Below are 12,566 nucleotides of genomic sequence, written 5' to 3'. Positions count from 1 at the left end.
ATCTCCCCGACCGCGTCGCCGACGCCGTCCCCTCGGCGGTTTCTTGTCTTCGCGCATCCGTTGCAGCAGCAGGCCTTCGCGCAGGCCCCGGTCCGCGACCCGCACGCGTTCCGACGGCCAGGCGCGCTGCACCGCCTCCAGGATGGCGGCGCCCGCCAAAACGAGATCCGCCCGATCGGGACCGATGCAGGCCTCGCGCGCTCTCCCATCGGGCCCCAGCGCCTTCAGGCGATCCGCCGCCGCCTCGCAGTCGGCGCGCGTCATCCACAAGCCATCGACCCGGTCGCGATTGTAGCGCGGCAGATTCAGGTGGATGCCCGCCAGGCTGGTGATTGCGCCCGATGTGCCGACCAAATGCGCCCGGTTCTGCCGGAACAGCTCGAGCATCGGTTCATCGACGATCTCGCCCGCTGCAATGGCCGCCCCCATGTCGGCGACCATGGCCTCGTACCAGGCCTCGCCGGAGTGCGGCGGCTCGGGATGCCGCTCGGCCAGGGTCACAACCCCCACCGGCGCCGACATCCAGGCGGTGGTCGTCCAGTCGGTTCCGCTGCGTTTCAGCCACGACATCTCGGTCGAGCCGCCGCCGACATCGATGACCAGCACAGCCTCGGCCTTGGGGTCGATCAGATTCAGGCATCCCTCGACCGCCAGTCGCGCCTCTTCGGCGGGATCGATGATCCGCAAACGCAGACCCGTGCCCTTGCGCACCCGGTCTATGAAGTCGGCGCCGTTCTCGGCCGCGCGGCAGGCCTGGGTGGCGACGGCGCTCAATCGCGCCGAATCGACGCCCTTGCGCACGATCCGTTCGGCGCACAGGGCCAGGGCGTCATAGGCCCGGTCCATGGCGCGCGGGTCCAAAAGGCCCGTCCGCGACAGCCCTTCGCCCAGCCGCACGATGCGGCTGAAGCTGTCGACCACGCGAAAGCCTTCGCGTGACGGCCGCGCGATCAGCAGCCGGCAATTGTTGGTCCCCAGATCGAGCGCGCCATACAGCGGCGCATCTCGACCCGACGCATCCCGCGAACGGGAAGGCTGGGACCGCTCGTCGCGCCGTCGAGGCGCGCCGTGGGTCTCCGGCATGGGCCGTCATCCGTTGTGGGCGGTCCAAAGCGGCGCCCGTCCTGATCAGCCTAACCCGCCAAGATCGTCCGCGCCAAGCCATTCTGTCAGGAAGATGAACAGACCGGCAGGCATTGGGGTCATGCGCTGAATCGTATGAAGTGCGATGACCCACATTCAGACCGCACGTTTCGCCATCGGCCAGATCGTTCGCCACCGCGACGACGCCTTTCGTGGCGTCGTGATGGATGTCGATCACGCCTATGAGGGACCGGCCGGTGAAAGCGGCTTGGTCAGACCGGACCAGCCCTTCTACCGGGTCTTCGCCTTGGGAGAGGATGGCGGCTTTGTCGCCTACGCCGCCGAGGGCGCTCTCGAAGACGGCGATTCCGTCCTGCTGCCCGATGACGCCGAGCGGTGGTTCACCACCGACGGCATGGGCCACCACGCTCCACTGGACGAACGTCTGCACTGACGGTTGGAAGCCATGGCGGCTCCGGGCTAGGATGGCGGCAAAAGAGGAATACGCCATGTCCGACTTCGAACACGTCTTCGAAAAGCCGCCCGAGGGTGCGGCCGCCGACTGGACCATTCCCCAGAACTGGGCCGCCTATACCGAGGTCGAGCACCAGACCTGGGACACGCTTTACGCCCGGCAGATGAAGATCCTGCCCGGTCGCGCCTGCGACGCCTTCATGCGGGGACTGGACGCACTGGACCTGAACGCCGGCGGCATCCCCGACTTCGACGTGATCAATCCCAAGCTCCAGGCCCTGACGGGCTGGACGGTCGTCTGTGTGCCTGGCCTGGTGCCGGACGAGGTCTTCTTCGATCATCTGGCCAATCGCCGCTTCGTCTCGGGCCAGTTCATCCGCAAGCCGGACCAGCTGGATTACCTGCAGGAACCCGACATCTTCCACGACGTCTTCGGCCACGTGCCGATGCTGACCGACCCCGATTTCGCCGCCTATATGGAGGCCTATGGCAAGGGCGGGCAGCGGGCGGCCAGCCTGGGCATGCTGCCGAACCTGGCGCGCCTGTACTGGTACACGGTCGAGTTTGGTCTGATGAAGGAGGCGGACGGCCTTCGCATCTACGGCGCCGGCATCGTTTCTTCGGCGACCGAGAGCGTCTTTGCGCTGGATGACTCTTCGCCCAACCGCCTGGGGTTCGACCTGGAGCGGGTGATGCGGACCCTCTACCGCATCGACGATTTCCAGCAGGTCTATTTCGTCATCGACAGCCTGGAAGCCCTAAAGGACGAGACGCTCAAGGACTTCGGGCCGGTCTATGCGGCGCTGAAAGGCAAGGACGACCTGCCCATCGAAACCGTCCTGCCGACCGACCAGGTCTTCACCCGCGGCACCCAGGCCTACGCCCAGCGCGGCGGGCGGTTCGCGGCCTGATCGGCGTTAGGTGTGCGTGATCAGGCTGTTGTGCTTGGTGTCGCGCATACGGATGAAGGTCAGCAGCGACAGTCCGATCATGCCGGTCACGTACCAGAAGAAGACGCTCTCGACGCCCGCGCCTTTCAGCCACAGCGCTACATATTCCGCCGTGCCTCCGAAAACCGCATTGGCGATGGCGTAGGGCAGAGCGACGCCGAGGGCGCGGATGTGGGCGGGGAACAGCTCGGCCTTCACCACGGCGTTGATCGCGGTGTAGCCCGACACGATGACCAGGCCGGCCAGCGCCAAGAGGAAGGCGACGAAAGGGCTCTCGACCGTCGATAGGGTCGTCATGATCGGCACGGTGCACAACACCCCCAGCACGCCGAAAGCGATCATCACGGGACGGCGTCCCACCCTGTCCGAAAGCGCGCCGACCGCCGGCTGAAGCAGCATGAAGACGAACAGGGCCGCCGCGCTGATTTCTGTCGCCGTGCTCTTGGAAAACCCGCTCGTATTGACCAGGAACTTCTGAAGGTAGGTGGTGTAGGTGTAGAAGGCCAAGGTGCCGCCGGCGGTCAGGCCCAGCACCATCAACGCCTCTTTCGGGTGTTTCAGGATCAACTGAACGGCGCTGGATTTCGGGGCGTCCTTGGCCTCGGTCGCCTTATGGGTCTCGTCCAGCCGGCGACGCAGCCAGAAGACGACGACCGCTAGGCCCGCGCCGACGAAGAACGGAATGCGCCAGCCCCACGACGCCAGCGCCGTCTCGCTCAACGTATTTTGCAGCACGATCAACAGCAGCAGGGCGATCAACTGGCCCGAGATCAGGGTGACGTACTGGAAGCTGGACCAGAAGCCCCGGCGATGCGGCTCGGCCATTTCGGACAGATAGGTGGCGCTGGATCCGTATTCTCCGCCGACGCTGAGGCCCTGCAACAGCCGCGCGAACAGCAGCAGCGCCGGGGCCGCCAGGCCGATGGTGGCATAGCCGGGCGTCACGCCGATGATTAGAGAGCCCGTGCACATCAGGGTCACCGAGAGGGTCAACCCCGCCTTGCGACCTTTGCGGTCGGCATAGACCCCCATGATCCATGCCCCGATGGGCCGCATCAAGAAGCCCACCGCAAACACGGCGGCGGCGCTCAGCAGTTGCGCCGTCGGGTCTTCGCTGGGGAAGAAGACGGGCGCGAAATACAGGGTGAAGGCCGCATAGGCGTACCAGTCGAACCATTCCACCAGATTGCCGGCCGATCCGCCGACGATATTTCTCAATCGGCGGGCGGGGCTCATGGGCGCTGCGGTCGTCATGGCCGGATCAGCCTCTCTGGAAGGGGTAGAAGTCGGTTCCGAGGTTCAGGATCGTCGTCAGTTCGTCCAGCGCGCTGCGGCTTTCCGTGAGCAGGTCAGGGTCGGCCAGATCGGCGGGGCGAAGTTCGTCGCGGTACCAGCGCCCGGCCCAATCCGACAGACGCGCATGCAGATCGTCCGTCAGGCGCATGGCCGGGTTCGTCGCCGCCAGCTCGGCCTCGGTCAGCACGACGCGCAGGCGCAGGCAGGCCGGTCCGCCGCCGTTGCGCATCGACTGGCGCACGTCGACGTACTGCACCCGGCCGATCGAACCGTTAGAAGCGGCCAGCGCCTGCGCCACCGCATGGCTGCGCGGGTTGTCGCGGGTCTCGGTCGGGCAGATCAGGGTCAGGCGATCCTCGCCCGGAACCTGGATCAGCATGGAGTTGAACAGATAGCTCGAGATCGCATCGGCCAGCGGCAGGTCGGCGGATGAGACCTCGACGAAGATCGGCTCGAACAGACCATCGGCCGCGCGGCGGATGGCGGCCTGGGTTGCGGCCGTGTCCTCGAACGCCAACTCGTGGAAGAACAGGGTGTCCATAGCCCCGACGCAGACCACATCGTTGTGGAAGGTGCCGCCCGCGATGGCAGCGCGGGATTGCTGAGCCAGGACCGGCCGGCCGGCTTCGTGCCGTCGGACGATGGCTTCCGACGCTTCGCGCGTCTGACGGGCGGGGAAGGGGCCGTCCCACGGCTCGAACGCCTCGCGACCCCAGACCAGCAGATTGACGCCGCGGCCGCCATGTTCGGCGCACAGGCGTACGTGGTTTGCGGCGCCTTCGTCGGCCAGGTGCGCGACCGCGGGCAGGGCGTCATGGACGGCGAACCGGCTGGCGTCGGGAAACAGGGCGTCCAGCGCGCGCTTCGTTTGCCGGTGCTCCAGGCTGCGGTGCAGATTGGTGTGCAGATTGGCCGGCGTGAAATGCACCCGGCCGTCAGCGGCGTCGGCGCTGGGCGTCACGGTCGCGGCGTTGGCGGCCCACATGGGCGAGGCCGAACAGGCGGCGGCGGCGAACGAAGGCGCGCTTCGCCAAGCCCGCTCCAAGGCCTGGGCGTCCGAGCCGGCGAAGCCCAGGGTCCGTAGGAAGGGAATGTTCGGTCGCTCATGCGGCGGCAGGACGAACTGGGGCAGGCCCAGGTCCGCCAGGGTCTTCATTTTGTCGAGGCCCTGAAGCACGGCTGCGCGCGGGTTGGACGCCTCGCCCTTATTCAGGCTGGAGGCCAGATTGCCGGGCGACAAACCGGCGTAGGAATGGGTCGGCCCGATCAGACCATCGGCGTTGGCCTCGACAGCGCTGATCATCGCAATCCCTTGATCTCGCCTTCGATGTTGGCGACGGCGTCGGCCTCGAAACTGGCGACCGGATAGGCGCAATAGTCGGCTGCGTAATAGGCGCTGGGCCGGTGGTTGCCGCTGGCTCCCAGGCCGCCGAAGGGCATGTCGCCGGCGGCGCCGGTGGTCGGCCGGTTGAAGTTGACCACGCCGGCGCGGATGCGGCGGATGAAGTGGTCCCAGTTCTTCGGATCATCGCTGACCAGACCGGCGGACAGGCCGTAGCGGGTGGCGTTCGCCGCCTGGATCGCCGCCTCGAAAGAGGCGACGCGCGTCACCGACAGGAAGGGGGCGAACATTTCTTCGTCCGGCACGTCGACCCCCGTCACATCGATAATGGCCGGCTTGACGAAGGCGCCGGGCAGATTGGCGACCGGCCCCGACGCGCGGATGACCTTGGCCCCGCTGTCGATCCGTTCCTGCAACGCCTTCAGCGCCGCCTCGGCCGCGCGCGCCGAGATCAACGGGCCGGCATAGGGTTCGGGATCGCTATCCCATGGGCCGAAGATCAGCCGGTCGGACAGGGCGGCGATGGCTTCGATGATCGCATCGCCTTGCGGTCCTTCCGGCACGATCAGGCGACGCGCGCACGAGCAACGCTGGCCGGTGGTGATGAAGGCGGATTGAACCGCGATGCCCGCGACGGCCTCTGCATCCGCTGCGTCCCACACGACCAGTGGGTTATTGCCGCCCAGTTCCAGCGCCAGGATGACATGCGGATCGTCGGCGAATTTTCTGCGGAAATGCGCGCCCGCCGCGCCCGAGCCGGTGAACATCAGGGCGTCGATACCGGCGTCCAGCAGGGCCGCCCCGGTCTCGCGCCCCCCCTGGACCACATTGACCACGCCGGTGGGCAGATCGGCGGCGGCGAAGGCTTCGGCCATCACCTGACCGACCAGGGGCGTTTCTTCCGACGGCTTGAAGACGACCGTGTCGCCCGCCAGCAGGGCGGGGACGATATGGCCGTTCGGCAGATGGCCGGGGAAGTTGAACGGGCCAAGCACCGCCGCCACGCCATGTGGACGGTGCCGCAGGGTCGCGCGGCCGAACGCCGTATCGCTGGTCCGTTCGCCGGTGCGCTCATCATAGGCGCGGATCGAGATGTCCACCTTGCCGATCATGGCGGCGGCCTCGGTCTTGGTTTCCCACAGCGGCTTGCCGGTCTCGCGCGCGATGGCCTCGGCGATCTGGGGCGCGCAATCTTTCAGGACGGCCTGATAGCGTTTGACGGCGTCGATCCGGTTGGCGCGCGGAGCATCGGCCCAGGCGGGGAAGGCGGTGCGGGCGGCGTCGACGGCGGCGTGAACCTGAGCCGGGCTGGCGGCCTCGCCCTCCCAGTTGGTCGCTTCAGTGGCGGGATCGGTGGAGGTGAAACGGGTCATGATTTTACTCGCACAGTGTCTCCGCTGCGCACCTTGAGCGCGGCGGCGGTTTCGGCGGTCAGGCGAACGGCGTCGCCATCGATGTCGGCCTTGGCGCGAACGGCGCGGAAGGCGGCGACGCTGTCGGTCGAGATCAGGGCCGGCAGTTCGGCCTCAACGCCCTCGACGATCTGGACCATCAGGCGCCGGGCGTCGCGCACGGTCCGGATGTTGTCGCGGCCGCAAGCGACGGTCGGACCGGCGTCGAAGATGTCGACCAGACCATTGGGCCGGAAGCCCTCGCTTTCCAGCAGCGCCATGGCCGGCACGCCTTGCGGATGGACCTTGCCGATCACCGCGCGGGCCGGCTCGGGCAGCAACTCAATATAGATCGGGTGGCGCGGCGCCAGGTCCAGGATGAACTGCTTGTCCGTCGAGCCGGTCATACGGTCGGCGTGGTCGAACTCCATCGGGAAGAACTTGTGCGCCACATGGTCCCAGAACGGGCAGGCGCCGTCGGGCGTGAAGACGCCGCGCAACTCCGCCAACACGTTGTCGGCAAACAGCTCGGGCTGGGCGCCGATCAGCATGTATCGCGACTGGCTGAGCAGACGACCCGCGCCGCCCTTTCTCCGATCCGCCTTCAGGAACAGCGACCCAACCTCGGTCCAGCCCGTGCATTCATTGACCAGAACCAGGGTCTGATGATCCAGCTTCACCCCCAGCGAGGGCGACTGGACGGTGTTGTTGACGACGCGGAACGAGAAGAAGGGTCGCTTCAGCCCCACCGTCGCCTTGACCGAGCCGACACCGTCGATGTCCCCCGTGTCGCCGTCTTCCAGCATCAGGGTGTACCAGGCCTCTTGCCAGGGCGCGCGACCTTCGAAGCTCGCCTGGCTCAGCTCCAGCCGATCAGCCAGGGCGTCGGGATCTTCAGGCAGGCTGGTGAAGCCGGGGCCGGACAGGATGGCCAGTTCCAGCAGATGATCGAGGTCGGCGGGGCCGGCGGGACGGACGACAAGCATTCTACAGGGTTTCCATCCGCAGGGATTTCAGTTTGGCCGCATCGATTTCACCCGATGCGATCTTGCACAGGATCAGGGCGCTGAGCTGGGCGCGCTCGACGAAGCTGTCGGGCCAGGCAAACTCCTGATCTGAATGGATGTCGCCCCCGCGAACGCCAAGGGTGTCGATATTGGGCAGGCCGGCGGCGTGCAGATTGTTGCCCTCGCACACCCCGCCCGACGGTTTCCAGGCGATGGGCTGGCCCAGCAGGGCGCCCGCTTCCTTCACCGCTTCGAACAGGGCGGTCTGGGCGGCGTCCATCGGTTTGGGCGCACGGGTGAAGCCGCCGTGCAAATCCAGCGTCAGGCCCTCGAACGGCGGTGTCGCGGCGATGGCCCGTACGGACGCGTCGATCCAGTCGGAGGCGGCCTTGTCCGGCACCCGGACGTTGAACCGCACCACGGCGTTGTCGGCGACGACGTTCAACGCGCCCCCGCCGGAGATCTTGGCGACGTTGACGGTGACGCCCTCGTGCTGACCGTTCAGTCCGTGCAGGGCGGCGGCGATGATGGCGGCGCCGGCTACCGCATTGCGGCCTTCATCGAAGGCGCGGCCGGCGTGAGCGGCGCGACCCGTCACGATCAGATGATAGTTGCCGCTGCCCTTCCGCGCGCCGGCCAGTGTGCCGTCCGCCAGCGCCGGCTCATAGGTCAGGCCGACATGGCCGCGCGCACCCAGTTCGGCCAGCAGCGGAGCGGACGCCGGCGAGCCGATTTCTTCGTCGGGGCTCAGCAGCACTGTCCACCCGACGCCGTGTCTGTCAGGATGGGTCTCGAACGCCTCCAGCGCGGCCAGAAGCACGCTGATCCCGCCCTTCATGTCGGCGACGCCCGGCCCGTTCAGGGCGCCGTCGGCGCGCGTAGTCACGGTCTGGAATCGGCTGTCGGCGGGGAAGACGGTGTCATAGTGGCCAGTCAGCACGACCTGGATCGGCGCATCCGGCCGGGCGGTAATCTTTAGCGCGTCGGCATGGGCCTCGGTCCGCACCGACCCGTCGTCGGCGACGGTGGTCGAACCTTGTGTCGGGAGGCGTTCGACACTGGCGGGCAGGGCGCTCGCCGCCGCTTCCAGGACATCCAGCACAGCATTCAGTCCGGCGGCGTTGCGGCTGCCGGAGTTGATGTTCGCCCAGTCGATGGTGCGGCCGATGATCGTCTCGCGTCGCGCGGCGACGTGGTCGAGGACGGCCTGGTCCGAGGTCAGAATCCGCATCGGCCGGACCCTAGACGCCTCGACCCCAAAGGTGAAGGTCGGGGCCTGTAAGTCATCGCCGATCACCGCTAGGTTCCGCTCGAAACGAGGGCCCCAATGCAACGCAACAAGATCGACCTCTGGCTCCGCGCCATGAACCCGCTGAAGCTGCCGCGCGGCATGGCCGAGGCCCAGCGTTCCGCGCGCTCGATGGTGATCGGCCTGGTCATCGCCCTGATCGTCGGCCTGATCCCGACCTGGTGGATGTTCACCTCGGGCTGGTTCGAGACGGCGATGAGCGCGGAGTACGCCAAGATGGGTCTGTCGGCCGATCAATTGGCCATGCAGAAGGAGATGATGAAGGTCATGTGGCCCTTCGCCATCGCCTCGGGCGCGATCTTCTCCGTCCTGTTCTATGGCGTCGTGGCGGTGGTTCAGTGGCGCATGATGACGCGCGCCATCCCGATCATCATGCTGGCGCTGATCGCCTACAGCGTAGTGGCCAATCTGGGGATGCGGCTGCTGGGGACCCTGCCATCGCCGGACCTTCCGCTGTGGATCAACCTGACGACCTGGCCGGCCATGATCGTGTCGGGCGTGATCTATGTCGCGTCGCTGCAGGGCGCCATGCTGCTGCATCGTCTGAAGCAGGAGGCGTGATGTCGGTCGTCCTCTACCACAACCCGAAATGCAGCACGTCGCGCAACGCCCTCGCCCTGCTGCGCGAGCAAGGCGTCGAGCCGACGGTCGTCGAATATCTGCAGACCGGATGGGACCGCGAGACGCTGGAGCGATTGGCGTCCAGAACCGGCCTCGGCTTGTCTGGTCTGCTCCGCAGGAAGGAGGCCGACGCCAAGGCTCTGCTGGACGCCGGCGCAGATGACGAAGCCATATTGGCTGCAGCGATCGCTCAGCCGATCCTGATCGAACGTCCGATCGTCGAGACCGACAAGAGCGCCGTCATTGGCCGCCCCGTGGAGCGGGTGCTGGAGGTTCTCTAGCGACCGATCCGACGGGGCGGCCTAGCGGTTCCGGCCGCCCCGGTTCGGACGACGGTCGCCCGCCTCGCGGCTTTCGTGACGCCAGCGGATCGACAGGCTGGTCTGGCCCTGGCCGCCGAACTGCGAGGCGATGGCGACGTTGCGCCGAGGCTGCCATTCGACCTTGACCGCCGCGCCATTCTGACCGCCGCCGATGACCTCCAGATAGACATCGTCGGTGATGTAGCGACCGCCCGCAACCGTGACCGCTGACGCGTCGCCGCCGAAGGACAGCCGATCCAGCCCCGCCAGTTCGCGCAGGTTGCCGATCACGTCGAACCCGCCGCCGCCCGCCAGGGCCGCGACCCCGGCCGCCAACTGCGCCGCCTCGAAGGCTGACAGCTGCGACGCCGACCGTCCGAACAGCACCTGCGACAGGATTTCGTCCTGGGGCAGGGACGGGGTGGAGGTCAGGGCGATCTTGGGTTCGGCGGCCGTTCCGGTGACGTTGATCGAGGCGGTAAGGGCCGCGTCCTCGCGCGTCGCCGCCAGGTTCAGACGGATCTGCTTGGGATCGGTCGACAGGGTGACGCGACCGGTGTCGTCGAACACGAACCGCTTGCCCGCAAACTCATAATCGCCGCGCACCACATTGGCCGTGCCGGTCAGTTGCGGCTGGGCGATCGTGCCACGCACCCGGGCGTTGACGTCCAGGATCACGTTCAGGCCGCGACCGTTGACCCGCACCTTGCCGCCGCTGGATCGCAGGACGATGTCCATCCCGATCTGCGGGCCGCGCGCTTTCTGCTCGGTCTCCTCCGGATCGCCGCCGGGACGATTGATCTCGACCACATCCATCGAGACGATGCCGGTCGCGCCGGGCAGTTCCGGTTCGATCTTGGCCTCGTCGATGTCGATGCGGCCGCCCAGCTGGATATTGCCGTCGGCGCCGCGAACGATCGTGATCGGGCCCGAGGCGCGCGCCTCGGCGATATCGTTGTCGATGACCCGGAAGCGGTTCAGCATCAGTTGTGCGTTCGATCCGGAGCCTTGGCGCAGACCGATGCGGCCCTGGCCGGACACTGTGCCGCCCTTGCCGTCATTGGCCGTGAAGGTTTCGATCTGGGCGGCTGTGTCGTCGAACCGGGTCCGCAGCGTCAGGTCGGTGAGCACCAGACCGACCGCATTCTCGCGATAGGAGCCTTGGCTCAGATCGAACCGGCCGTTCAGACGCGGTGCGTTCAGCGTCCCGCCGATCGTCGCCTGACCCGCCACCTGACCCGCCAGGCTGCGGTCGCCGCCCAGGAACAGGTCCCAGATCGGCTGGATCTGACCGTTGATCGACACCCGGCCCGACATTTCGCGCGTCCGGGCGATGGCCAGCCGCAGCGGCGCGGCCGAGGCCTCGACCGGCAGGACGACATCGGCGGACGCCTGAACCGCGCCTTCGTCGACCGCCGTCGCCTTGATGCTCAGCCGGTCGCCCGCCAGTGTTGCGTCAACGCGTCCGTCGACGGCCAGGCCGCGCGGCGCATCAATGCTGCGCACGTTCTGGAGCGCGATATTGGCCGTGCCCGACAGATCGCTGCCGGCGCCGCGCAGCGCGACCTGACCGGTCACGCTGCCGCGCAGTTCGGGCGAGATGGAGCCCAGATCGACCCGCGTCAGATCGGCCTGGATTGCGGCGCCCCGTGCATCCTGGCGCAGGTCGGCCAGCAGCACGCCGCCGCCCACGCCCAGATCCAGATGCGCCGTACGCGTGGCGCCGTTCAGGGTGATCGAGGCGGGACTGCGGGTCGTAAACGCCACCTCGCGCACCCGACCGCCGCCGCGCAGCGTCAGACCGTGCGTCGTGTTCTGACGCGAATAGACGCCCGTGCCGTTGAACTGGGCCGGGTTGGGGCCGCCCACGTCCAGCGCCAAGGTGAAGGGCAGGTTGTTCAACGTGCCGCGTCCGTCCAGATCCAGATTGCGAATGATCCAGTTCTGACCCGCCAGCCGGACGTTGCGACCGCTGACGTCCAGAATGGCGCTGTCCGATCCGCCGCCGTCGGTCAGCCGCACCCGTCCGTTGGCTTCGCCCGAAGCAAGGAAGGCCCCGGCCCGCGCCGAGAAGGTCAGGTCCGCGCTGGAGGGAATGCTGTCGGACAGGGCGATGGCGCCCCGGGCCGTCACGCCGCCGGCGTCCACGTCCAGATCGCTGAGCCGAATGCGCTTGCCGCCCAGGAAGAAGTTGCCCGAGGCGCGCGCCGGACCATAGTTCGACCCGCTGACTACCGAAATCCGGCCGTCCGACGCATCCGCGCCCTTGCGGAAGCTCAGCGTCAGATCGGCGTTGTTCAGCGTCAGGGCGCCGGCCGTGACCTGCTGGAAGCCGGCGGTCAGATCGACGCGCGGCTGGGCCAGTGTGCCGGTCACGGCGCCGCGTCCGTTCATTTCGCCGCCGATCTCGACCGGCCCGGCCGCGAACGGGCCGCGCGCGTTCCAGTCCAGCGCCAGCCTCAGCTTACCAGCGGTTTCGATAATGCCCTTGGCCCCCGCGCGACCGGCCGCGCCGGTCAGTTCACCGCGCTCGACCTCGATGCGTCCGCCGTTCAGCTTGCCGGCCAGTTGCAGGCGCGGCGTCTTGCCGAGCAGGCGATCCAGTTCGTCCAGACCCACAGTCAGATTGCGGCCCCGTCCGTCGAAGTTCAGCACCCACGGCGCGCCTGCCCGCGCCGACGAGGCCCGGATCGGACCGCCGAAGGCGCCGCGCGCGTCGGGCAGCACGCGCCTGGCGTCGGTCAACTGCGCCTCGCCGCGGAAGTTCATCCCGCCCAGCAGATTGCGCGAG

The 12,566-nt window shown here is 67.7% G+C and carries 11 protein-coding genes; 4 read left to right on the top strand and 7 right to left on the bottom strand.

The genetic code is table 11. The features are described 5' to 3' along the window. Positions 1-1,083: Ppx/GppA phosphatase family protein (locus B3T77_RS03515; protein WP_292077271.1), on the bottom strand; the 1,083-nt coding region annotated here is incomplete at its 3' end. Between the two features lie 145 nt (positions 1,084-1,228). On the opposite strand from B3T77_RS03515, the gene hspQ reads away from it, so the two are divergent. Together hspQ and phhA are read left to right on the top strand one after the other, a co-directional pair. Then, a complete protein-coding gene (gene hspQ / locus B3T77_RS03510) occupies positions 1,229-1,537 on the top strand; it encodes a heat shock protein HspQ (RefSeq protein ID WP_292077268.1) in 309 nt (102 codons plus the stop codon). A gap of 55 nt (positions 1,538-1,592) precedes the next feature. Further along, a complete protein-coding gene (phhA, locus tag B3T77_RS03505; protein ID WP_292077266.1) occupies positions 1,593-2,468 on the top strand; it encodes a phenylalanine 4-monooxygenase in 876 nt (291 codons plus the stop codon). A 6-nt stretch (positions 2,469-2,474) separates the two neighbouring features. Here the strand turns inward: phhA and B3T77_RS03500 are convergent, their stop codons facing one another. From B3T77_RS03500 to B3T77_RS03480, 5 genes are read right to left on the bottom strand one after another with little or no spacing between them, the layout of a single operon-like run. After that, positions 2,475-3,761, bottom strand: a complete 1,287-nt coding sequence (locus B3T77_RS03500; RefSeq protein WP_292077263.1) for an MFS transporter — start codon at positions 3,759-3,761, stop codon at positions 2,475-2,477. A 7-nt stretch (positions 3,762-3,768) separates the two neighbouring features. After that, on the bottom strand, positions 3,769-5,106 hold the full coding sequence (gene astB / locus B3T77_RS03495) for an N-succinylarginine dihydrolase (RefSeq protein ID WP_292077260.1): 1,338 nt from the start codon (positions 5,104-5,106) through the stop codon (positions 3,769-3,771). After that, positions 5,103-6,518: a succinylglutamate-semialdehyde dehydrogenase gene (gene astD, locus B3T77_RS03490; protein WP_292077259.1), complete on the bottom strand. Its 1,416-nt coding sequence runs from the start codon at positions 6,516-6,518 to the stop codon at positions 5,103-5,105. Before astD ends, astB begins: the two co-directional genes overlap by 4 nt. Continuing rightward, complete coding sequence (locus B3T77_RS03485) at positions 6,515-7,522, bottom strand: arginine N-succinyltransferase (RefSeq protein WP_292077257.1); 1,008 nt, start codon at positions 7,520-7,522, stop codon at positions 6,515-6,517. The genes astD and B3T77_RS03485 overlap by 4 nt, the downstream gene beginning before the upstream one ends. Before the next feature lies 1 nt (position 7,523). Next, on the bottom strand, positions 7,524-8,774 hold the full coding sequence (locus tag B3T77_RS03480) for a hydrolase (protein WP_292077254.1): 1,251 nt from the start codon (positions 8,772-8,774) through the stop codon (positions 7,524-7,526). A 96-nt stretch (positions 8,775-8,870) separates the two neighbouring features. Between B3T77_RS03480 and B3T77_RS03475 the strand changes: the two genes are divergently transcribed. Both B3T77_RS03475 and arsC read left to right on the top strand, forming a co-directional pair. Then, positions 8,871-9,413, top strand: a complete 543-nt coding sequence (locus B3T77_RS03475) for a hypothetical protein (protein WP_292077252.1) — start codon at positions 8,871-8,873, stop codon at positions 9,411-9,413. Beyond that, complete coding sequence (gene arsC, locus B3T77_RS03470) at positions 9,413-9,754, top strand: arsenate reductase (glutaredoxin) (protein WP_292077250.1); 342 nt, start codon at positions 9,413-9,415, stop codon at positions 9,752-9,754. The genes B3T77_RS03475 and arsC overlap by 1 nt, the downstream gene beginning before the upstream one ends. A gap of 21 nt (positions 9,755-9,775) precedes the next feature. Here the strand turns inward: arsC and B3T77_RS03465 are convergent. Further along, positions 9,776-12,566 (bottom strand): translocation/assembly module TamB domain-containing protein (locus B3T77_RS03465; protein WP_292077248.1); only part of this gene is annotated, 2,791 nt, incomplete at its 5' end.

This window comes from Brevundimonas sp. UBA7838 (assembly GCF_002500885.1).
In the GTDB taxonomy this organism is placed as follows: Bacteria; Pseudomonadota; Alphaproteobacteria; order Caulobacterales; family Caulobacteraceae; genus Brevundimonas; species Brevundimonas vesicularis_C.
Note: the sequence above shows the minus strand (reverse complement) of the source record. Positions and strands in the feature narration are given on the sequence as shown.